Origin of the sequence: Leptothoe kymatousa TAU-MAC 1615 (assembly GCF_018739865.1) — a bacterium.
GTDB classification, from domain to species: Bacteria; Cyanobacteriota; Cyanobacteriia; order Phormidesmidales; family Phormidesmidaceae; genus Leptothoe; species Leptothoe kymatousa.
Window position 1 is genome coordinate 167,628 of the sequence record NZ_JADOER010000011.1, and the last position, 21,909, is coordinate 189,536.

The 21,909-nt window shown below is 51.0% G+C and carries 17 protein-coding genes; 11 read left to right on the top strand and 6 right to left on the bottom strand.

Going from position 1 to position 21,909, the window contains the following annotated elements; all coding sequences use genetic code 11:
* Nucleotides 1-53: 53 nt before the first annotated feature.
* The gene (locus IXB28_RS12355; RefSeq protein ID WP_215619080.1) at nucleotides 54-908 is read right to left on the bottom strand and encodes an ABC transporter permease; all 855 of its coding nucleotides are present in this window, start codon (nucleotides 906-908) and stop codon (nucleotides 54-56) included.
* Between the two features lie 228 nt (nucleotides 909-1,136).
* On the bottom strand, nucleotides 1,137-2,291 hold the full coding sequence (locus IXB28_RS12360; protein WP_326521030.1) for a DegT/DnrJ/EryC1/StrS family aminotransferase: 1,155 nt from the start codon (nucleotides 2,289-2,291) through the stop codon (nucleotides 1,137-1,139).
* 94 nt (nucleotides 2,292-2,385) lie between these two features.
* Between IXB28_RS12360 and IXB28_RS12365 the strand changes: the two genes are divergently transcribed.
* From IXB28_RS12365 to IXB28_RS12375, 3 genes are read left to right on the top strand one after another with little or no spacing between them, the layout of a single operon-like run.
* A complete protein-coding gene (locus IXB28_RS12365) occupies nucleotides 2,386-3,510 on the top strand; it encodes a glycosyltransferase family 4 protein (RefSeq protein ID WP_215618904.1) in 1,125 nt (374 codons plus the stop codon).
* Between the two features lie 30 nt (nucleotides 3,511-3,540).
* Complete coding sequence (gene wbaP / locus IXB28_RS12370) at nucleotides 3,541-4,983, top strand: undecaprenyl-phosphate galactose phosphotransferase WbaP (protein ID WP_215618905.1); 1,443 nt, start codon at nucleotides 3,541-3,543, stop codon at nucleotides 4,981-4,983.
* Nucleotides 4,984-5,042: 59 nt separating this feature from the next.
* A complete protein-coding gene (locus IXB28_RS12375; protein WP_215618906.1) occupies nucleotides 5,043-6,347 on the top strand; it encodes an O-antigen ligase family protein in 1,305 nt (434 codons plus the stop codon).
* Between the two features lie 56 nt (nucleotides 6,348-6,403).
* On the opposite strand, the gene petL is transcribed toward IXB28_RS12375, so the two are convergent.
* Nucleotides 6,404-6,499, bottom strand: coding sequence for a cytochrome b6-f complex subunit PetL (gene petL / locus IXB28_RS17085; RefSeq protein WP_215618907.1), 96 nt, complete (start codon nucleotides 6,497-6,499; stop codon nucleotides 6,404-6,406).
* A 200-nt stretch (nucleotides 6,500-6,699) separates the two neighbouring features.
* On the opposite strand from petL, the gene leuC reads away from it, so the two are divergent.
* The 4 genes from leuC to leuD all read left to right on the top strand — a co-directional run bounded on the left by leuC (nucleotide 6,700) and on the right by leuD (nucleotide 12,393).
* Nucleotides 6,700-8,103 carry a 3-isopropylmalate dehydratase large subunit gene (leuC, locus tag IXB28_RS12385; RefSeq protein WP_215618908.1) on the top strand — a complete coding sequence of 468 codons (1,404 nt, stop codon included), beginning with the start codon at nucleotides 6,700-6,702 and terminating at the stop codon, nucleotides 8,101-8,103.
* Between the two features lie 343 nt (nucleotides 8,104-8,446).
* Nucleotides 8,447-9,106 (top strand): Crp/Fnr family transcriptional regulator, encoded by a 660-nt coding sequence (locus IXB28_RS12390; RefSeq protein ID WP_215618909.1) that lies wholly within the window; start codon nucleotides 8,447-8,449, stop codon nucleotides 9,104-9,106.
* A gap of 594 nt (nucleotides 9,107-9,700) precedes the next feature.
* On the top strand, nucleotides 9,701-11,515 hold the full coding sequence (locus tag IXB28_RS12395; RefSeq protein ID WP_215618910.1) for an alpha-amylase family glycosyl hydrolase: 1,815 nt from the start codon (nucleotides 9,701-9,703) through the stop codon (nucleotides 11,513-11,515).
* 278 nt (nucleotides 11,516-11,793) lie between these two features.
* Nucleotides 11,794-12,393: a 3-isopropylmalate dehydratase small subunit gene (gene leuD, locus IXB28_RS12400; RefSeq protein WP_215618911.1), complete on the top strand. Its 600-nt coding sequence runs from the start codon at nucleotides 11,794-11,796 to the stop codon at nucleotides 12,391-12,393.
* 124 nt (nucleotides 12,394-12,517) lie between these two features.
* Here leuD and pyk read toward each other — a convergent pair whose 3' ends face one another.
* Nucleotides 12,518-14,302, bottom strand: coding sequence for a pyruvate kinase (pyk, locus tag IXB28_RS12405; protein WP_215618912.1), 1,785 nt, complete (start codon nucleotides 14,300-14,302; stop codon nucleotides 12,518-12,520).
* Nucleotides 14,303-14,690: 388 nt separating this feature from the next.
* Here pyk and crtR point away from each other — a divergent pair, with 388 nt between their 5' ends.
* A complete protein-coding gene (gene crtR / locus IXB28_RS12410) occupies nucleotides 14,691-15,593 on the top strand; it encodes a beta-carotene hydroxylase (RefSeq protein WP_215618913.1) in 903 nt (300 codons plus the stop codon).
* Between the two features lie 65 nt (nucleotides 15,594-15,658).
* Here the strand turns inward: crtR and aroH are convergent, their stop codons facing one another.
* Together aroH and sppA are read right to left on the bottom strand one after the other, a co-directional pair.
* Complete coding sequence (aroH, locus tag IXB28_RS12415) at nucleotides 15,659-16,057, bottom strand: chorismate mutase (RefSeq protein WP_215619082.1); 399 nt, start codon at nucleotides 16,055-16,057, stop codon at nucleotides 15,659-15,661.
* A gap of 106 nt (nucleotides 16,058-16,163) precedes the next feature.
* A complete protein-coding gene (gene sppA / locus IXB28_RS12420; RefSeq protein ID WP_215618914.1) occupies nucleotides 16,164-17,021 on the bottom strand; it encodes a signal peptide peptidase SppA in 858 nt (285 codons plus the stop codon).
* Between the two features lie 157 nt (nucleotides 17,022-17,178).
* Between sppA and IXB28_RS12425 the strand changes: the two genes are divergently transcribed.
* The 3 genes from IXB28_RS12425 to IXB28_RS12435 all read left to right on the top strand — a co-directional run bounded on the left by IXB28_RS12425 (nucleotide 17,179) and on the right by IXB28_RS12435 (nucleotide 21,695).
* Nucleotides 17,179-18,288: a DMT family transporter gene (locus tag IXB28_RS12425; protein ID WP_215618915.1), complete on the top strand. Its 1,110-nt coding sequence runs from the start codon at nucleotides 17,179-17,181 to the stop codon at nucleotides 18,286-18,288.
* Nucleotides 18,289-19,052: 764 nt separating this feature from the next.
* Nucleotides 19,053-20,516: a HEAT repeat domain-containing protein gene (locus IXB28_RS12430; protein ID WP_215618916.1), complete on the top strand. Its 1,464-nt coding sequence runs from the start codon at nucleotides 19,053-19,055 to the stop codon at nucleotides 20,514-20,516.
* Nucleotides 20,517-20,621: 105 nt separating this feature from the next.
* Nucleotides 20,622-21,695 carry a glycosyltransferase family 4 protein gene (locus tag IXB28_RS12435; protein ID WP_215618917.1) on the top strand — a complete coding sequence of 358 codons (1,074 nt, stop codon included), beginning with the start codon at nucleotides 20,622-20,624 and terminating at the stop codon, nucleotides 21,693-21,695.
* Nucleotides 21,696-21,909 lie beyond the last annotated feature (214 nt).

Genomic DNA, 21,909 nt, shown 5'->3' on the forward strand with positions numbered 1-21,909 from the left:
ATGTCCCCAGAGCCACAAACCACCCATCAACTTAAGAAATGAAGTTATCGACATTAAATGACATCTGCAAATGCTGGGCGAAGCTTTTGGTAACACCAAAAACCCAGACCAAAAATCAATAATGAGAGACAAGTTGCAACACCCCACTCTCCCCAATGAGTTATCTCTCCAAGCAAGATAATATCTCGATACATTTCACTAATAGCAGCTAATGGATTCAGCCAAAGTACCCACTGCTGAAATGGTTCTGGAATCATTTCTGGTGGATAAATCAAAGGAGTCGCATAAAACCAAAGGTTCAAAATCACTCCTAAGGTTTGTGGAATATCACGGATAAAAACCGTCAGGCTAGCCATCAAATACCCTAGACCTGCTGTTATTAGAAGTTGAGGAATCCAGACTAAAGGCAATAACAGCAATGTTGGATGTAGTGCATTACTTACAAACACCACAAATGTTATCAAGGCCATTAATCCAAAAGTACTTTCGAGAAAAGTAGAAAATACCGGAACAAGTGGTAATAAGCTCAGCGGAAAAACAACCTTCTTGACTAAATTTGGTTGACTGACAACCGCGCCTGATGACTGCATCAAACCGCCACTAAAGGCAAGCCATGGCAATAGCCCTGCAAATAACCACAAACCAAATACAAATGAATTATCAGCAGGCATTCCTTTCAAGCTAAGCTTGACACGCAGAACAATTGAGAAGACATAGGTGTATATCAAAAGCTGAGCTAACTGGTTTAATAGCGGCCACAAATTACCTAATATGGACCCTTTATAGCGTGCTTCCATATCTCTCTGGACTAGAGTTTTTAGCAACTCAAGCTTTGCCCATTGGGTTTCCCTCAAGGGAAGCAATGGCTTTAACCGCAAGAGTTGCTTCCACAATAGACTGCGTAGCATCTGCATACGTGCTTTCAGCGATTTGAATACAGCTGCCATAGACTCATGTTGGTTAATTGCAATACCGCACTAATTTATCAAACCATTGGCCATGCTAGAAAAAGCCCTCGAATGATATATCTCAAACTTTTGGTATTAATTTACAAGAGAGAGTGCCCATCTCTTCGAAATCGGCATTATTGCCTGTCTGTTCGTAATCTGTGAGATGGTGATCCATCCGAAAAAGCTCTATTGCAGAACCTTCTGTAAACAGCTCGCGACCTGTTGAATCTGAGTGAGACTGAGTTCGGGCCACATCGGTAAACTCAAAACCTCTTGGCCTAATTGGTCGCTCACCGGATTAGCCGGATATTCCCCCAAATAAATGGGTAGCTTGTCCTGGGGAATGGGGTAATAGACCATGGCCCCAATGCCCGCATCCATCAATGTCTGTTTCACGCGATCGCGATCGCAACCCACTAGCCGCACCGTATATTGATGAAACACGTGGCCTGCGGACGACACGGGCGCAATCACCCCCTCCACATCCGCCAGTAGACGACTGTAGTTTTCAGCCACCCAGCGTCGCTTACTATTCCAATCATCAATGTGGCGCAGCTTCACTTGTAGAATTGCGGCCTGCATGGCATCCAGGCGAGAGTTGTAGCCCAGCATTAGATTTTTGTAGCGTTCCTTAGCTCCATGGACCCGCAACATGCGGGCCATATCGGCAATTTCGTCATCGTTGGTGGTGATCAGCCCCCCATCGCCATAGGCTCCAAGATTTTTAGTCGGGAAAAATGAAAACGCCCCCACATGGCCCATGGAACCAACGTAGCGGCCTGTGAGCGATTCCTTGGCAGCCTGATCGCAGGAGCAGCCTACACAGTCGCCATGGTAGGTGGCGCCAAAAGCCTGGGCGCAGTCTTCAATGACTTTAAGCTTATGCTTGGCTGCGATCGCAAGAATCTGAGCCATGGCCGCCGGGTTGCCATAGAGATGCACCGGCATAATCGCCTTCGTTTTAGGCGTAATCGCCGCCTCAATTAGATTGGGGTCAATATTAAACGTATCGGGCCGAATATCCACAAACACCGGCTTCGCCCCCACCAGGCTGATGGATTCTGCCGTGGCAAAAAAGCTAAAGGGCGTCGTGATCACCTCATCCCCAGGCAAAATGCCCATGGCCCGCAGACCAATCACCAAGGCATCGGTGCCAGAGTTCACCCCAATGGCATGTTTGACACCCAAATAATTGGCCACATCCGTTTCAAAGGCCTGAACCACAGGGCCTAGAATAAACTGGCCAGATTCCAAAACCTGATTGACAGCCGCTTGTATTTCATCCTTAATCCCCTGGTACTGGGACTTCAGATCGAGAATAGGAATGTTGATCTGGCTCACGGTAGTTCAATAACCCTAACGGTCTTAAATAGATGGTCGGTGGGGGGAAGCCTCTGCTCTAGAATCTTAGGACGATTTGTGTCGTCATTTTGATATGCGTGTTGCCGTTGTCCATGAATGGTTAGCTAGCCATGCGGGTTCCGAGAAAGTTGTAGAGCAGATTCTGCAGCTCTATCCAGAGGCCGATTTGTTTAGCCTGGTGGATTTTCTATCCCCGGAACAGCGTCAGTTTATTGGACATCGCACGGTAAACACATCCTTTATCCAACAATTACCCTTTGCTCAACGAATTTTCCGTCAATACCTGCCGCTGATGCCCTTGGCGGTGGAGCAATTTGATTTGTCTGCCTATGATGTGGTGATTTCCAGCAACCACGCCGTGGCGAAGGGTGTGCTGACAGCGCCCCATCAACTGCACATTAGCTATGTGCACACCCCCATTCGCTATGCCTGGGACTTGCAACACCAATATCTACAGCAAGCGGGGTTGGAACGCGGAGTCAAAGGCGCTATCACCCGCGTGATTTTGCACTACCTGCGCCTGTGGGACACGGCCAGCGCCAACCGGGTGGATCGGTTTCTGGCCAATTCTGAGTTTATTGCCCGGCGGATCTGGCGCGCCTATCGCCGCCCCGCCACCGTGCTTTATCCCCCGGTGGATGTGTCCCGATTTGACTGGCAACAACCACGGGAAGAGTTTTATTTAACCGTGTCTCGGTTTGTGCCGTACAAACGGGTGGATCTGACCGTGGCGGCGTTTAATCGCTTAGGTCTGCCGTTGGTGGTGATTGGGGATGGCTCGGACTGGTCGCGCATTGAGGCCATGGCGGGTGCCAATGTGAAACTTTTGGGCCAGCAGCCCAACGCAGTGGTGACCGACTATATGCAACGCTGCAAGGGATTTATTTTTCCGGCAGAGGAAGATTTTGGGATTACGCCCGTGGAAGCGCAAGCGGCTGGAGCCCCTGTCATTGCCTTTGGTCGAGGCGGGGTGGCGGAAACGGTCGTCCACGGTAAAACAGGTGTTCTTTTTTCGGAACAGACAGTTAAGAGTCTGGAACAGGCCGTAAATGCATTTGAAATGGGTATGTATGAATTAAACCCAGAACAATCGAGACGCCAGGCAGAAAAATTTTCGATCGAGCGTTTTCATGAGCAATTTCGTGCCTGTATTGAACAAACGTATACAGGCTTTCTGCAAGGTAATCCCGTAGAGTAGTTAGGTTATCGCCCTCGGCAAGATTTAATCATGACGCTTTCTCAGCCGACTAAACCTGCGATCGCATCCCTAAAAGTCAACGCTCATCCCGGCTATATGGTGAGCGCGTTGGTCATGAGTGATGCCCTGTGTCTTAGCCTTGCCGGTATCGCCAGCGTCTATGTTCGTCTGTGGTTCAACGGCCAATATGCACCGTCCCTTTATTGGGACCTGTGGCCCCTACTAAGTTTGTTTTTACTCGGATATGGCCTCGCCGGTCTATATCCAGGCCATGGCATCGGCCCCGTCGAAGAATTACGACGACTGACCCTCACAACAACGTTGCTGTATCTCACCCTAGGGTCAGCCATTTTCCTCTTTCGAGATTTAGAACTCTATTCCCGTGCCGCTTTTTTAATGGCCTGGGGACTCTCGACAGTCTTGCCTCTGCTGGGGCGCTACGCCCTCCGAGCCCTAGTGGCCAAACGCTCATGGTGGGGATATCCAGTGCTCGTGCTCGGGGCTGGAGAAACCGGGGCATTAGTCATTCGCACCTTGCAACGCCAACCGGCCCTGGGGCTCAAGCCAGTCGCCGTCCTGGATGATGACATCGGCAAACACGGCAGCCTCGAAGGCGTCCCCGTCATCGGCAATTTAGCCCAAGCCCCCATCCTCGCCAACCGAGACCAGATTCCCTACGCCATCATGGCCATGCCGGGGGTAAATCGAGACCGCCTACTCTACGTAGCCCAGCGCTATGGGCGGGCCTTCCCTCACCTGCTCATCATTCCCGACCTGTTTGGCATGGCCAGCCTCTGGGTAGCCGCCCGGGACCTGGGGGGAGTCTTGGGCCTAGAATCCCAACAACAGCTGCTCCTGCCTGGCCCTAAGCTCGCCAAAAATCTGTTGGATCAATGTTTAACGCTGTTGGTTGGCATCGTCTGTTTACCGCTAATCGCCCTCATCGCATTGGCCATTCGCCTGGATTCATCAGGCCCGGTTTTTTATGCACAGGTCCGCATTGGTCGCCGGGGTCGCCCCTTTAAGGCTTGGAAATTTCGCACCATGGTCCCCGACGCCGATCGGGTGCTCAAAGAGTATCTCCAAAGTCAGCCGGAACTCCGCAGCCACTGGAACCAAGACCGCAAGCTGAAATACGACCCCCGCATCACGCGGCTGGGGCGATGGTTACGGCGCACCAGCTTAGACGAACTGCCCCAGCTCTGGAACGTACTACGAGGGGAAATGAGCCTCGTGGGTCCCCGGCCCATCGTCCATGACGAAGTCCGTCGATACGCCGATAAATTTGAACTCTACACCCAGGTCCTACCAGGGCTGACGGGCCTATGGCAAGTCTCAGGCCGCAATAATATTACCTATGAAGAACGGGTTAATTTAGACGCCTACTATGTGCGCAACTGGTCAGTGTGGCTAGACCTTTATATTCTTATTCGTACCGTTTGGGTGGTGCTCGTAGGAGACGGCGCATATTAGTTGATCCCCCCTGCCCATCAGGGGAATAATGCCATCTACTAAAGCATTGCAGATGCAACATGTTTGAACAAAAGTCTTACCGAGAAACACCCCCCCAGAATCCTCTATCCATTTTGGATGCTAAATCTTGGTATGACTGGCTATGGCTGGGGGCTTTAGTGGTATTACCCTTTGCTAGCTATTTGAGCTTGGCCATCTTAGTCACCCTGATGCTAGTAGCCCTATGGCAGCGAGGGCCTAACATTCGTGATTATTTATGGCACCAGGGCTATGGGCTGTTGACCCTGGGCTTAGTGATTAGTGCCTGTTTTGCCGTCAATCAAAGCGATGGCTGGCTACAGCTCGCAAATTTTCTGCCCTATTTTTTACTGGTCGGCGTACTGGCCACCGCCCCCAGGTTTCGCCAATCCGACCAATTTTTCACCACAGCGGCCCAAGCCCTCGTACTTGGCTCTTTCCCGTTTAGCATGGCGGCCCTGGTGGAATACGTCGTTCGCTTTCCTAGCATCACAGCCCAGGTTGGGGACTGGGCCATATTTCAGTGGATATTTGATGTTAGCTTTGCCGGGCATCGGGCCCATGGCGGCCTTAGCCACCCTAATATTTTGGGCAACTATCTGGTGATTATCCTAGGGCTGGGCCTAGGGCTGCTACTGGCCAATCGCCATAGCAAGCTTTCTAGCAAAATGGTGCTGGCGGTGGCGATGGCAGTGGCACTGGCGGGGATAGGCATATTTTGTACTAGCTCCCGCAACGGACTGCTAGCCGCCCTTGTTTTATTAGCGATTGCTGGCTACTGCGCCCGCCAGCATCGCTGGGTCTGGCTCCTGGGTCTAGGGGTGCTGGGGGCGATGGCCGCTGGCCTGGCCACCCTAGGGTTTGGCGGGCGGGCCATAAGTTTAGGCCTATTTACCAACGACCCTCGCATCGCCGCCTGGCAAATTTCCTGGGATCTCATCCAACAGCGCCCCCTGATGGGATGGGGGCTAGGGGGCTTTAGTGATCAGTATGTGCCCTTTAGCGTCACTGACCATGAACGCTTGTTTCATCCCCACAATCTTTGGCTCTATTTAGCTGGCGACACCGGCATTCCCACCATGCTGATGGCCTGTTGGGTGGTAGGGCGCTCCTATGTCGGGGGCATTAGGTGCCTCACCACAGGTGAAGGGCATCCCATTTTGCTTAGCTACGTGCTGGCATTTACGGGCTGCATTCTATTTGCCCTATTTGATGTCACTTTGTTTGACGCCCGCATTAATGTACTCAGCTGGTTTATTGTGGCCAGCATTGGCATCTTGGCCAGCCGCCCACAGGCTACAACTAGCCCTGCCGCAGCGGTCCCCGCCAGACAAAAACGCAGGTAGAAAAGCTAATGGCACTTTCTACCTGCGTTTTTAAGTATTGATTTTTGGCTGACGTCTTAAATTAGCTTTGCAGACTTCAGACCGTAGTAAAGGCCAATACCAGCGCCTGCTCCGCCCAACAGAATTACCAAATAGACTACTGCTCCAGCCATCACCAAACTCCTTATAAAAAGAAAAAAAGCCGTATAGTAATCCATTGAATCATGTTCATTGACCGTTTGTCCTCCATTGGAAACCTATTAAGCACCATTAATGTGCTTTAGAAACTAGGTCGAATGGCAACCTCTAGGGCTAGAATGGAAAGCCTAGCAATTTTTTTGGTTAGGCATTTTCGGTTAGGCAGAGGCAGCTCATGAGCAAGGGCACATTATTTGACAAAGTTTGGGATTTGCACGCGGTCACCACATTGCCGTCCGGGCAGACTCAGCTTTTTATTGGCCTGCATTTGATCCACGAGGTCACTAGCCCCCAGGCATTTGCCATGCTGCGCGATCTCAACCTCCAGGTCATGTTTCCTGAGCGCACCGTCGCCACGGTGGACCACATTGTGCCCACCGAAAATCAGGCCCGTCCCTTTGCCGACAACCTGGCCGAGGACATGATTGTCGCGCTGGAAAATAATACCCAAACCAACGACATTCGCTTTTTTAATGTGGGCTCTGGCAGCCAAGGCATTGTCCATGTGATCGCCCCAGAACAAGGCCTCACCCAGCCGGGCATGACCATTGCCTGCGGCGACAGCCACACCTCGACCCACGGCGCCTTCGGGGCCATCTCCTTTGGCATTGGCACCAGCCAGGTTCGCGATGTACTCGCCACCCAAACCCTCTCCCTAGAAAAGCTAAAGGTACGCCGCATCGAAGTGAACGGGGACCTAGCCCCAGGCGTCTATGCCAAGGACGTTATCCTCCACATTATTCGCACTCTCGGGGCAAAAGGCGGTGCAGGCTACGCCTATGAGTATGCCGGTAGCACCATCGAGGCCATGTCCATGGAAGAGCGCATGACCCTGTGCAATATGTCCATCGAAGGGGGCGCGCGTTGCGGCTATGTCAACCCCGACCAGGTGACCTACGATTATTTACGCGATCGCAAATTTGCCCCCACAGGAGACACCTTCACCCAAGCCATCGATTGGTGGGAAAGCCTGCGTAGCGATGCCAACGCCGAATACGACGATGCCGTTGTCTTCGACGCCAAAGACATTGCCCCCACCGTGACCTGGGGCATTAGCCCAGACCAAGCCATCGGCGTAGATGAAGCCATCCCCGCCCTGGCCTCCTTTACCAAAGATGAACAGGCCCTAATTCAAGAAGCCTATACCTACATGGACCTGGATCCGGGCCAGCCCATGTTAGGCACCCCCATTGATGTCTGCTTTATCGGCAGTTGCACCAATGGTCGCCTCAGCGACTTACGAGAAGCCGCGAAAGTGGCCCAAGGACGACAAGTGGCCCAAGGCATTAAAGCCTTCGTCGTTTCAGGGTCCGAACAAGTCAAGCAACAGGCCGAAGCCGAGGGCCTAGACAAAATCTTTCTAAATGCCGGATTTGAATGGAGAGAACCTGGATGCTCCATGTGTCTCGCCATGAATCCCGATAAATTACAAGGACGCCAAATCAGCGCCTCCTCTTCTAACCGCAACTTCAAAGGCCGCCAAGGTTCAGCCTCAGGGCGCACTCTCCTCATGAGTCCCGCCATGGTTGCATTGGCCGCCATCAATGGCAAAGTCAGCGATGTCCGCCAGCTGGCATAAAGACCTACAGCCAACCCGCTGGCCAACCATAAAATAAAGAGCCAAAAATTCTCTCGACAATTAGAAATCAACAACATCCAAAGGTTTTGCTTTCCTTAACCTTTTGATTACCTTGCGTTAATTCTTGCCCTTAATCATGCCAGTAATATCGACTAAGCGAACCGTATCTCACTGCTGTTAAGTCGAACTATAGCCCTTGCTTTCAAAGCTATGCGTTTGCACCCAAGGAGTACGCCCAAACAGCAGTAACAACTTTACACCTAGCAGAGTCACACTGCCATTGGCGAAAATATATCTCTGCTGTCGATTGCTCCCATAGCACTCACAGGGACCTAGTCTTTCCATGTCAGCATCTCAACTAACCCACCGAACTCGGTCATCCGACCAATACATTGCCCTCCTCGAAGAGCTTTACCATGAGCGAAACTTGACCCATTTTCCGGCAGGTCAAAGCATTCCGCTGCGACGTGGTGAAATTTATATTATTTGTCGAGGCATTGTCCAACTCCACACCATTCATCCCGATGGCAGTGAAACATTGTTGGGTCTAGCCGGTCCTTCCATGCCGTTCGGCCTTAGCCTCACCAGCGTGACTCCCTACTGGGCAACGGCTTTAACTAAAATAGACGTGCTACCGCTATCGATGGCAGAGTTAGAAAACTCGCCCACATTAATGGCCGGGTTGTTCTCCCACCTATCCAGACGCCTGCAACAGACCGAAGCTTGGCTAGCATTGTCTGGCAAACGGTTAGTTGCCGACCGCCTGCGTCAGTTATTAATTATGTTGGCCCAAGAATTTGGCCAAGTAGAAACCCAAGGCGTAAAGCTAACCATTCGGTTAACCCATCACCAGCTAGCTACCACCATTGGCACGACACGCGTAACCGTTACTCGATTACTCAGAGACTTTCGCAACGAAGGGTGGCTTAAAATTCATCAGCGTTATTTGATCCTACCCCTGAGCATGCTCCAGGAAATGTCAGAGCATCCCCACATGGTGTAGAGCATCAGTCAGTGATCAGTCAGTGCTGCTTGAAAATATGACACGTGGGTATTTGACTAACCGTCAAATACCTTTTTTTTACCAACTCTAATGTTCAAGAAATTCCCGTGTTTACACAGGCTTTAGAGTTTATTGCGAGATATGAAGCATATTCGATATTTGTCCTGCAACTCAGATCTGCTCCAAAAACCGGTGATACTCTATGTATCCATAGCCACAATTTAGGGCTCGGTTATTTTTGCTATTGGCCTCATCACAAGATAGCCAATTTAGGTAGTGAATTATTCAGCTGCTTGAGTTAAGCTGTCCCAAATAGGCCTGAATTGAGCCAATTATTCAAAAACTCGCTAGACATTGCTGTTACTGATTTGGATTAAAGCGTCTGGCAAACAGACTGTCTAACAGTACTTTCAGACACGATTACCCTGAATCAGCAACGCCAAACATTTAAACCACCGGGAATAGATGGAGCTCGTAGGAGCAAGGGTCCTTGCAGGAGCAAGGGTTACCTTGAGCCATAGATTTTTGTATCTATGCTCCCCTGCTATTCGCATCTACTGCTCAATGAAACTATCACATCAAGCTTAATTATTCATGTTAACCACGTCGCAACCTACCATTTCTTTTGAGAAGTTCAGTGCCAAGATTCGTCCTCTGTTAACCCGTGTATACAGCACAGAACAAATCGACGTGCTCTTACCACGGTTATTTGAACTAACGAAGGCATCTCTTAAAGCTCATGCTCGAGAAGACCTAGGCAAGTGGGATCAAGATAAGGTACTGCTGATTACCTATGGCGATAGCATTGTCGGTGAAGACACCTCTCCATTACAAACGCTACACCAGTTTTTAAACACCCACTTATCGGACACGGTAACGGGCGTTCATATCCTGCCATTTTTTCCCTACAGCTCGGATGATGGCTTTTCAGTCATTGATTTTCTAGAGGTCAATCCTGAGCTTGGCAACTGGGCCGATGTAGAGGCCATTGGTCGTAATTTCAATTTGATGTTCGATCTCGTTGCCAACCACGTTTCCAGTCAAAGCGAATGGTTTGAGCAGTTTAAGCACAATCAACTGCCAGGGCGTGATTACTTTATTAGTCTGCCAAAAGATACCCACACCGCAGAGGTTGTGCGCCCTCGCAGTAGCCCGGTTCTCACGCCTGTTGAGACCCACGGGGGCATCCAACATGTGTGGACCACCTTTAGCGCCGATCAGGTGGACCTAAACTATGAAAATCCTGACGTCTTCCTAGAATTTGTCAAAATCATTTTGGACTACGTGGGCCATGGCGCTAGATATATTCGCTTAGACGCCGTTGGCTTTTTGTGGAAGTCCTTGGGCACTTGCTGTATTCATTTACCTGAAACCCACGCCATCATTCAAGCGTTTCGAGAAATTCTACAGATGGTAGATCCCGGCGTGGCGCTGATTACCGAGACCAATGTGCCGAATCGCGAAAACCTGAGCTACTTCGGAGATCGCAATGAAGCCCACATGATCTACAACTTCAGCTTGCCTCCCTTACTGCTGAACGCCTTAATGCAAGGGCGCGCCGACCATCTCAAAACCTGGATGATGAGTATGCCCCCAGCCCCCATTGGTTGTGCCTACTTTAATTTCACTGCCTCCCATGACGGCATTGGTCTACGCCCGACCGAAGGCCTGCTCGAAGCGCAGGAATTCAACACCCTGATCGACACCATGCGAAACTTTGGTGCGCAAATCAGTATGCGCAGTAAAGCGGACGGCAGCGAGTCTCCCTACGAGATCAACATTTCCCTCTTTGATGCCTGCAAAGGGACTGCCAAAGGTATCGATCAATGGCAAATCGAACGGTTTATCTGCTCCCAGACAGTGATGATGTCCTTAGAAGGCATTCCCGCCTTTTATCTGCATAGTTTACTGGCCACGCCTAATGATGTGGAAGGGATGAAAGCCACTGGCCGTAATCGTTCCATTAACCGTCACTCCTGGGATAAAGTCGAACTTAGCCAACGACTTGCCGATGAACAATCGCCCCAGGCCATCGTGCTGAAAGAACTATCCCGACTGATTCAAATTCGTCGTCAGCAAAAAGCCTTCCACCCCAATGCCACACAGTACACCCTACACCCAGAAAATCCTGCCATTTTGGCCTTCTGGCGCCAGAGCGTTGCCCGCGATCAGAGCATTTTCTCGATCCACAACCTCAGCGATCAGCCCCATAAATTAGAGCTCAGCGCCCTAAATCTGGTCAACACTGACACCTGGATGGATCTCATCAGCGGAGCCCCCGTTGATGACCTACAAGCCGTCTATGAACTGCAGCCCTATCAGTCCATGTGGCTCACGAATCATCCCTATTACGACCGTAGTAACACTCCAGACCACCGGGACCTAGAGTTTCTATACGAAATCGAATAAGTAGCCTAGGCTCGCACCGATCACGACTCCCCTTGGGCAGGCATTTTCTGCCCAAGGGGAGTCGTTACTCTATTTATGCTTTTAATGCCCGTCGGCAGCTAATACTCGGCCCTGGCCTCGGGGTCTTTTGCGTTGCCCATGCGAACACGGTGGGCAGCTAGCTATGTCGGCCAGGGGAAAGTCTGCTCGGACGACGGGTATCAAGCTACCATAGAGAACTTGAACGGCATGTTTTACACGTTGGTTTAACTTCTGAAAGCAGCAACGGCATTTTTTCCATGGCTCAGACAATATCCAAAATCACCACCGTTACCGGCCGCGGCATTCCCTTACTAGGCAACGATATCGATACGGATCGGATTATTCCGGCTCGTTTCCTCCGCTGCGTCACGTTTGATGGCCTCGGTGAAAATGTATTTGCCGACGATAGAACCGGCGGCAACCACGCGTTTGATCAGGCTCAGTATCAAGGGGCAAAAATATTAGTCGTTAACAGCAATTTTGGCTGTGGGTCATCCCGCGAACACGCCCCCCAGGCAATTATGCGCTGGGGAATTCAAGCCATTATTGGGGAAAGTTTTGCAGAAATTTTTCTAGGCAACTGTGTTGCGATTGGCATGCCCTGTGTCACAGCAACACCGGACATTATTGGCCAGCTACAAGCGCTGATAGCACAGTCACCCAATACTGACCTCACTCTGGATTTAGACCAGTTGACCGTGACGGGTGACAGTGGCTCACATCCCGTTTCCATTAAGGAAGGTAACCGTCAAATGCTGATGAGTGGCACCTGGGATGCCTGTGGCCAGTTATTGCAAGGGGCAGAACAGATCAAGGCCACAGCGGCGAACCTCCCCTATGTTGCCTGGAGTCGCTAATCGCCTGAGTTTGTTTTTGGTGGTCCATTAAGGCCCATACACAGTAGCCGAGCAGAGAGGGGCCTGACGCTTCTCTGCTCGGCTGCTTATTTATGTCCGTTCAAGGTTTTAAGGTCGAGCTTACTTAATGGGCCATGGTCATTTCCCGAGGCACATTGGTGGCCCCCGAAAAGACCATACCGCGCTTGGCATCAATAGTGACGATGGTGCCGTCACGGATAATGCCGGTAGCATTTTCCACGCCTACCAATACGGGAATGCCAAGGCGGAGGCCGAGAACTGCGGCATGGCCGTTGGAGCTCGGGTCTTCCGTGATAATGCCCCCAGCATGTCGAATTAAATCGACATAGTCAGCGCTGGTATTGGACACGACTAATATTTCACCAGGGTTGAAGTTGCCAGCGGCCAGGGCCTTACTGAGGACGCGGGCGCGACCAGTGGCTACACCTTCACCAATGCCCTTGCCATGGCCTAGTACTGCGGTCACCAATTCCACTTTAATTAAATCTGTGGAGCCGGAAACCCCCTGCAAGGTACCGGCGGTCATCACCACTAAATCACCGTCATGGAGCAGTTCTTTTTCTTGGGCTACGTTAACCGCTGAGTTAAATGTTTGATTACTGGAAGGTAAATCCACTACCAGTAGAGGCTTTACTCCCCAAACTAACTGCAACCGGCGGGCGACCTCGACGTGGGGCGTAACGGCCAGGATGGGGGTGCGAGGGCGGAATTTGGATACGTTGCGAGCGGTAGCGCCGGTCTTGGTCAACGACATAATGGCGGCCGCATCTAGCTGGGAGGCAATTTGCCCTACCGCACGGCTAATGGCGTTGGGAATAGTGCGACTGGTCACCGTATCCAATGAGTTTTGGGTAATTTGCTCTTTTTCAGTGCGCCGAGCAATTTTGGCCATGGTCGCAACGGCTTCTACTGGGTATTCTCCGACCGCGGTTTCATTGGACAGCATGACCGCGTCAGTACCGTCGAGGATGGCATTGGCCACATCAGATACTTCGGCCCTTGTGGGTCGAGGATTACTCACCATGCTGTCCAACATTTGGGTGGCCGTAATCACTGGAATACCCAAACGGTTGGCGGTGGTAATTAAACGCTTCTGGAGAATGGGCACGTCTTCGGCGGGTAGTTCTACGCCTAAATCGCCCCGCGCCACCATGACACCATCAGACAGGGACAAAATTGCCTCCATCTGCTCAATGGCTTCGTGTTTTTCAATTTTGACGATGACGGGCACACGCTTGCCCGCATTGGAGATAATTTCTTTGATCTCTAAGACATCTTGGGGATTGCGCACAAAGCTGAGGGCGACCCAATCTACGCCTTGGTCTAAGCCAAAGGCAAGGTCTACCTTATCTTTATCGGTGAGGGCTTTGATGGATAGGTAAACCCCAGGGAAATTGACGCCCTTACTGTTGGACAATTTGCCACCGACTACCACTTCACAGTGCAGTTCACGCTTTTCCATGTCCTTGCCAACCACCTTCATTTCCACTTTGCCGTCATCCAGCAGAATGGTGGCATCGGTGGGCACTTCTTCGACCAGGGGCTCATAGGTAACAGAGCTAATGGTTTGGGTGCCAGGCAGTTGGCGGCTGGTCAGGATAAAGCTATCGCCAGTCTTTAGACGAATGGAACCATTTTCGAACTTACCCAAGCGAATTTTGGGCCCCTGCAAATCTTGCAGGATGCCAACGGGCTGGTTGAGTTCGAACGAAATCTGACGAATTAAGCGAATACTGCGCTGATGATCGTCATGGGTCCCATGGGAAAAGTTCAAACGCAGGGTAGTGGCACCGGCTTCAATCAGCGATCGCAACGTAGCAGGATCCTGGGTTGCCGGACCAATAGTGGATACGATTTTAGTCCGCCGCAGGGCGTGGCGCAGTGGCATAGTGCTTTGTCCGTGGGCTAGCCGTTAGTGGGTTTGACACATCCAAAAAGAAACGATCATTGTTAGTTCAACGAAAAACAATAATTCTGGATGCAAATATGTGTTAAGCAAACCACCGGATAGTAGCATGCCGGGGTTCGCTTCCGCTTCACTCACCCCTACGCTCACCCACAGCCAAAATCTGAAACCTTAGAAACAAAAAAATCTCTGCCACACATAAGAGATTTTGCCCTCACACGTCCATAGGAAAAAACAGCCCACCTCCCTTGGATAAACTCTCATTCCCCTAGGCAAGGGATGTAACAGATAGATGAGATAACGTCACAAAACTTTATTATCCCCTCTAGGTAGCGTATACTTCGAAACATAGGTGTGAAGGAGTATTTCTGTGGTTTCGGTGGCAACGCGCCCTGCAACGGTGCTCAGACGAGTACCTAAAGAGCTTTTAGATCCAGACGGTGGGGTCAGTCTGGATTTATTGATGTTTTTAGGAGCCATTCTCCTAGTTACCCTTGCAACGTTTGGGTATTTTGCGTGGAATCTACCCCATTGGATGTGCTTTGTATTAAATACACTGGCCCTCCACCTAGTGGGTACAGTCATCCATGATGCGTCCCACAATTCAGCCCATAGCAATCGAATTGTGAATGCCATCTTGGGCCACGGCAGTGCTCTCATGCTCGGCTTTACATTTCCCGTATTCACCCGCGTGCACCTACAGCACCACGCCAATGTGAATGACCCGGAAAACGATCCTGACCACTTCGTCTCCACCTGTGGGCCTCTGTTGCTGATTGCACCAAGGTTTTTCTACCATGAGATTTACTTCTTTCAGCGCCGGTTGTGGAAGAAGTATGAATTGCTTGAGTGGTTTTTAAGTCGCTTAACGGTCGGTCTATTGATTTATTCCGCCTACCGTTTTGACTTTCTCGATTATTTTGCCAACTACTGGTTTGCCCCCGCGTTAGTGATGGGTGTAGCCCTAGGCCTATTTTTCGACTATTTACCCCATCGTCCCTTTGAGGAACGGAATCGCTGGAAAAATGCCAGGGTCTATCCGGGGCAAGTGCTAAACCTATTGATCATGGGCCAGAACTATCACCTGGTGCATCATCTCTGGCCCTCTATTCCTTGGTATAAGTACAAGCCTGCCTACGAGTTGATGAAGCCACTATTGGATGAAAAGGGGTCACCCCAATCCTTAGGGTTAATGCGGCGAAAGGATTTTTGGGGCTTTGTTTACGATATTTTTCTGGGCATTCGTTTCCATCATCACAAAAAGGACTCTTAAAAAAAGCCGGTGCCTTTGGAAAGGCACCGGCTTTTTTTGATCTAAAGCTATGGCAGCTACCCGCATTAGGCAGTCAGGCTAGCTAAGTCGGGTCTAAGACCGCTAGCGCCCCGCAGATAGGGATGGTAGATATTGGCCTGGGGAATGGCCATGTAGGCATGGATTAAAAAGCGAATACACATGGGTAGGCTGCCGGCCACCTGCATATGTTGCACATCTAGCAGGGGAACAGTATCCCAGTTTGGGCGTTGTCGTGCGATCGCAGCAGGGAAAATCGCATCTAAATCCGACGTCACCGAGAACGTCACACTGATCATGTCATCGGTAGTAATTGGATTATTATCCTCAAACGCATCCAGCAGCTCAGTCACCGCCTCAGCCATAGCCGTTACCGAATTTTCAGATACAGTGGTGGCCCCTCGAATTGCCCGTACTCGCCAGTCACCCACGTCCCCTTGCTGCATATTGACCATTCCTCGTAGTACCTCGATCGGCCGCTCACCAGCCAACTCCCTAATATTTAGATAGCGTAGCCTGTTCCAGGTATTCTAAATGCCGCCCACACGCAGATTATTTACCAAACGCTCCAGGCAATGTCGCCCTGGGCACCTGATACATCCACAGCGGCACCCCCTGATAGGCCATCTCAAACTCCAACCAGTTCAAAACCTGTGGACTTATCCAAGCAGCAGCCTGATTGTTCCCCGACACAAACTTATTCCAAAACGGCTTACGCTCTTCAATCGTATAAACCTCAGTTTTTTCTGGATCTAGCCCCGCTAGCTCAGCCGCCCAACGACGAGCATCGGCCTCAGTCCCCAGACGATCTACCACGCCCAGATCTAACGCTTGGGCACCGGTAAAAATGCGACCATCGGCAAACCCACGCACCGTCTCTTCATCAAGATTACGCGCAGTCGCCACAGTCGAAACAAACTGACCGTAGCTAACGTCAATAAGCTCCTGCAAAATTGTTTGCTCTGGCTGGGTCAATTCCCGATCAAACGACAAAATATCTTTATACGGGCCAGACTTGATTACCTTAAAAGAAACCCCAATCTTATCCAGCAGTCGCTCCAGGTTATTCCCTCGCAAAATCACCCCAATGCTGCCCGTGATCGTGCCGGGGTTGGTGACAATATGCTGGGCGCCCATGCCGATATAGACACCGCCCGAGGCGGAGATATTACCAAAACTGGCGACAATTTTTACCGTTTCCTGCAGCTGCTTCAGGGCGCTATAAATTTCCTGAGAATCCCCCACCGTTCCACCGGGACTATCAATCCGCAGCAGTAATGCTGGAAACTTCTTTTCCTTAACCTCTTCAAGGGCCTCCAGCACTCGTTTTCGGGTCCCACCAGCGATTGCGCCAGAAATTTCAATACGGGCAATCTGCTTGCGAAATCGTGGCTTGAATGGCCAAATCATAGACAACAACGTGATAAACAACCAAAAGCTTCAATTATTAACCCACTTGCCCAAGTTTGGTAGGCAAGTAAATTGACTGTGGGCTGGCAAGAACCGCCATCGAAACTTAACATTCCTTTATGATAAGGCTAACGGTAGCCGATATATTCCTTGCTGCATGGCGCTTAACCCAGACAAGACTCCCACCCCCCTATTAATTGCGCCCTTCTTTTTATGGGGTACGGCCATGGTAGCTATGAAGGGGGTGATTGACACAACCACTCCATTATTTTTAGCCACCCTCCGGTTATTGCCCGCTGGTCTGCTGGTGTTAATAGCGGCCTCCATCCTCGGGCGTAAACAGCCCCAAACCTGGAAAGGGTGGGCTTGGATTGGAGGCTTTGCCCTGATCGATGGCACCCTATTCCAAGGGTTTCTAGCAGAGGGATTACAGCGCACCGGCGCCGGTCTAGGGTCAGTCATGATCGACTCCCAACCCATCGCCGTGGCGCTGATGGCACGCTTTCTATTTCAAGAAGTGGTGGGGCCGCTGGGATGGATTGGATTAATCATTGGCATCATCGGCATCAGCTTTCTCGGCCTACCGGATCATTGGGTTTTAGAACTCGGTTCTAGGCTCACCACGGGCTTCTCCACAGGGCATTGGCAACTGCCCTCGTTTTCGGTGCCCCTCACCGCTGCAGATAGTTTTTGGTTGATGCTACTGGAGCGGGGTGAGTGGTTGATGCTACTGGCAGCCTTATCGATGGCTGTTGGTACCGTCATGATTGCCTATGTCTCTCGCCATGTGGACCCCGTCGTGGCAACGGGCTGGCATATGGTCATCGGCGGCATCCCATTACTGGGGCTATCGGCTTATACCGAAACGCAACAGTGGCAAAGCATCACTCTACCGGGATGGTTTGCCATTCTCTACGCCACTATTTTTGGTAGTGCCATTGCCTACGGCATCTTTTTCTATTTGGCCTCCAAGGGCAACTTAACCAGCCTGAGCGCCCTCACATTTTTAACACCGGTCTTTGCCCTGTCCTTTAGCACATCGCTGTTGTCGGAAAACCTAACCGGGGTGCAATGGTGCGGTGTGGCCCTTACCCTGGTCAGTATTTATTTAGTCAATCAACGCAACACCATCAGTCAAGCCTTTCTGCAAATATTGGCTGGCCCATCGGTGATGACGATCATCAAACCCTTTAACCCTGAGTTAGCTAAGGCCGTAGTCGCCTGGGCCGCCTCGCAAACCCCCATGACACCGCCAGACAATAAGTAAAGGGCAGAGTAGGCTGACTCCAACGATCGCGGCACTAGATTCGGACCAGCCGTTTGAACGTATTTTGCGATCGCGTCTAAACCATAGGGAACCGAGGGAAAACCACGTCACAGTTTGTTTGATATCCCACCGTTGACCATCAAAAATCTTGATGAGTTCATGGTTCAAATCGGCAATGTTCTAATGTGTCTACGCCCAGTTCCCGAAAACCCAAAAAATACATCAGACCTTTACACAGCGGCATTTTGCACTAAGAATTCTTGATAGGTCAGGTCAAATAATCCTCACCCATTTGGGTTAGTATTAGCTGCAAGCTTTAAATATCTATTGTCACTGTCTAATTTTTATTTTAAAAGCTACTTATAGTTGGCCTAGTTACCTGATGACAAACAGGATTGACGAATTTCTAGGTCATTGGAGTTTGGTCTTTTGGTCCAGATTCTATACGTTCCCAAACAGCTATCTCAGCCTTGAAATAGCGGGTATGACAGGGCTATGGCCTTGCGCATCCCCCCCTAATGTTGGGTACAGTGATGGTATTATGCGGTGCGCTTTGCCACTTGCTGGGTTGGCAATTTGATGCTTGAAGCTTCCTCATATTGAGGGTTTGAAAGCTTCTAGCCACCTTCTATCAAAAACTCTATTTAGGCATCAGAATATACTCTGATTGTTTATGTAGATTTAGTAGGAATCTGCCATTGGGCCACTGAATAGACAATCTAGACGGTGAACTAAACGAAGCAGGTACTGGATACTGAATTAATATGATTTGGCGCTCTACTCTGGTATTGTTCACAGGCTTTGCAGCCTTTTACCTTGCAGGTGAAAATTGGCAGGCTAAAGCACAGGACGCGCCTGTCTTAATATCCCAGTCTGCAACTGTCAACCCAGATAGCGCAGTCAATACAAATCAAGCCGTTCCCAATTTTGGTGGGCAGCCCCAAAGCTCACCGCTACAAAGCGCCAACTCCGCGGAACAAATCCAGAAAGTTAAGGCGCTCCAGCAAGAATTAAAAAATCGTGGCTACTACAAAGGCCCCATCGATGGCATTTATGGGCCTGCAACTGACGCAGCGATTCGTAATTTGCGCGGTGCCCAGGGCCAACCAGCCAACAATGCTGCGCCAACCCCCACAGCCATCCCCCAGCCTCCGGCGGCGGTGGGCACGGCTCAGACCGAAAGCGCCCAGGCCAGTGGGGGTACAGCAACGGAGACGAATGCCCCCCAGACACCGAATGCTGAGGCAAATGAAAGCATCAACATAGGCGATCAGGTTTCACCTGCAACAGGCACGACGCCCCCCGCAGTAGACGGCGCCGAGGCGGACGGCGCTGAGGCGGACGGCACTGAGGTGAACGGCACTGAGAACGACGTTACCAACACGGCTGAGCCTTCGCCCTCAGGTCCGGGCTCTATGCTGTGGGCGGGGTTAGCGCTGATGGCAGCCCTAGGCAGCTTCGGCGTCGGCTTTATATTGGTCAACCGCACCAGCGGCAACAATGAGGAGGAAGAAGTCGACTCATCGTGGGGGGCTGTGCCTGAAGAAGTCCCTCAAAACGGTGACGTAGGTCAGCGGTTTATGCCGATGAATGGCAATGGCACCAATGGCGCATCCCATGCAGACGTTGTCATCGACCCTATTCCCACGAATCAGCAGCCTAGTCACCCATCCCCAAGCGATTTACCGACGGTCGTTCCCACAGCTAATGCCATGGTGGGCCAAACCACACGGCTCGCCAAAGTGGATGTCATGGATGAGCTGGTGGCCAATTTGCAAGTGAGCGATCCGGCCAAACGACGCAAGGCTATCTGGGAATTGGGACAACGGGGTAACTCGTCTGCCGTGCAGCACCTTGTCAATGGGATGGTAGATGCTGACTCCAAGGAAAAAAGTTTAATCCTTGCGGCTCTATCTGAAATTGGCATCCGCTCCTTGAAACCCATGAGTCGGGCGTTAGCCATTGCTTTGCAGGATGAAAACCCCGATGTTCGCAAAAATGCGATTCGTGATTTAACCCGGGTCTATGATTTGGTCACTCAAATCAGTCAGATGCTGGGCCACGCCACAGAAGATGAGGATCCAGAGGTGCGACGCACGGCGGAATGGGCCTTGGGGCAACTCAATCGCATTCGCGAAGCCCCTAAGTTACAGCAAGCGGCAACCAATAGCTTAGAGGCATCCCCATCGGGCCTAATGTCTGAAGATATGGAAAACCTAAAAAACTAGTCGCGATCGCACCCCGGATCATGGTTTGGGCGGGTTCATTGCCCATTGGCTGGTGTGCCGTTCCGAGATCAGATAGGGTCATAGGGCTCAGTCAACGGGATTGCCATGGCACGCTGCTTAAACGTCTTGTTTGTTTCCACACCGGTGGGACCTTTAGGATCTGGATTGGGGGGCGGTGTGGAGCTAACGATTGTGAATTTAGTGGCCGCCCTAACCCAACGGGGCCATCAAGTTGCGATCGCAGCGCCCGAAAACTCCCAACTCAGCGGTGCCCAACTGATTCAAATTACTGGACTGCTGCAGCCCACAGCTCACACCCAAGGGCGCGATACCCCAGCCACCATGGTGGACAATGCCGTGCTTGCCAACCAGTGGGACTATGCCCGCAGCGTGCAACAAAACTACGACCTGATTATCAACTTTGCCTACGACTGGCTCCCCCTTTACCTCACTCCTTTTTTTCAAACACCCATTGCTCATTTCATCAGCATGGGCTCCCTAAGCCGGATCATGGATAGAGCGATTAACCAAATTCACCATCACTATCCAGGCACCCTGGGGGCCTATACCCAATCCCAGGTCGACACATTCCCTCCAGGCATCGACTGGGAACTCCTCAGCAGTGCTATCGACATTACCCAATACGACTATTGCGCTACCCCTAAACCAGAACTCGTGTGGCTAGGTCGCATCTCCCCAGAAAAAGGCCTAGAAGATGCCGTTGCCGCCATTCAACAAACAGGGACCAAGCTAAAAATTTTGGGCAAGCTGGAAAACCAAGACTATTGGAATACGATTCAGCGCACTTACCCCGATGCCCCCATGGAATATCTAGGGTTTGTCAATACCCAACAGCTACAGACCATCGTCCGGTCCTGCCAAGGCTTGCTGATGACCCCCCGCTGGGTAGAGGCCTTTGGCAATGTAGCGATTGAGGCCCTAGCCTGTGGCGTGCCCGTCGTGGCCTATCGTCGTGGCGGCCCCGCCGAAATTATTGCCCATGGCAAAACCGGTTGGTTAGTGGAACCCGACAGCGTAGCAGGGCTCGTCAATGGCATTCAAAACCTCGACCACATTAACCGACGGGACTGTCGGCAAGTGGCCGAAACCCATTACTCCCTATCGGCTTTAGGGGAACGGTTTGAAAACTGGTTTGCAAAAATTATTCAGAATTCCTGACTTTCGGTGTGGTTTTATCGGTCAAATGTAGGGGGTTAGTCTGCCTTGGGAAACTATGTATTCTCTAGATTTTCGACGACTAAAGTTGAGCTAAATTAGCAGAATAAAATTAATTAACGTCAGGAACGGCCATTATTCACCAGGCTCTCTTTATTACAATTTTTCGTCCATTATTTGGAACGCCCTGGAAGCAGCCATCGCGTCTGCTCAGCCC

What these genes read in the sequence shown, in the direction of transcription:
- IXB28_RS12390 (WP_215618909.1), top strand. Translation starts at nt 8,447, where the DNA reads ATGTCAGCATCTCAACTAACCCACCGAACTCGGTCATCCGACCAATAC.
- IXB28_RS12395 (WP_215618910.1), top strand. Translation starts at nt 9,701, where the DNA reads ATGTTAACCACGTCGCAACCTACCATTTCTTTTGAGAAGTTCAGTGCC.
- pyk (WP_215618912.1), bottom strand. Translation starts at nt 14,302, where the DNA reads ATGCCACTGCGCCACGCCCTGCGGCGGACTAAAATCGTATCCACTATT.
- leuD (WP_215618911.1), top strand. Translation starts at nt 11,794, where the DNA reads ATGGCTCAGACAATATCCAAAATCACCACCGTTACCGGCCGCGGCATT.
- IXB28_RS12435 (WP_215618917.1), top strand. Translation starts at nt 20,622, where the DNA reads ATGGCACGCTGCTTAAACGTCTTGTTTGTTTCCACACCGGTGGGACCT.
- IXB28_RS12365 (WP_215618904.1), top strand. Translation starts at nt 2,386, where the DNA reads ATGCGTGTTGCCGTTGTCCATGAATGGTTAGCTAGCCATGCGGGTTCC.
- IXB28_RS12355 (WP_215619080.1), bottom strand. Translation starts at nt 908, where the DNA reads ATGCTACGCAGTCTATTGTGGAAGCAACTCTTGCGGTTAAAGCCATTG.
- IXB28_RS12375 (WP_215618906.1), top strand. Translation starts at nt 5,043, where the DNA reads ATGTTTGAACAAAAGTCTTACCGAGAAACACCCCCCCAGAATCCTCTA.
- IXB28_RS12430 (WP_215618916.1), top strand. Translation starts at nt 19,053, where the DNA reads ATGATTTGGCGCTCTACTCTGGTATTGTTCACAGGCTTTGCAGCCTTT.
- sppA (WP_215618914.1), bottom strand. Translation starts at nt 17,021, where the DNA reads ATGATTTGGCCATTCAAGCCACGATTTCGCAAGCAGATTGCCCGTATT.
- leuC (WP_215618908.1), top strand. Translation starts at nt 6,700, where the DNA reads ATGAGCAAGGGCACATTATTTGACAAAGTTTGGGATTTGCACGCGGTC.
- wbaP (WP_215618905.1), top strand. Translation starts at nt 3,541, where the DNA reads ATGACGCTTTCTCAGCCGACTAAACCTGCGATCGCATCCCTAAAAGTC.
- IXB28_RS12425 (WP_215618915.1), top strand. Translation starts at nt 17,179, where the DNA reads ATGGCGCTTAACCCAGACAAGACTCCCACCCCCCTATTAATTGCGCCC.
- petL (WP_215618907.1), bottom strand. Translation starts at nt 6,499, where the DNA reads ATGGCTGGAGCAGTAGTCTATTTGGTAATTCTGTTGGGCGGAGCAGGC.
- aroH (WP_215619082.1), bottom strand. Translation starts at nt 16,057, where the DNA reads ATGCAGCAAGGGGACGTGGGTGACTGGCGAGTACGGGCAATTCGAGGG.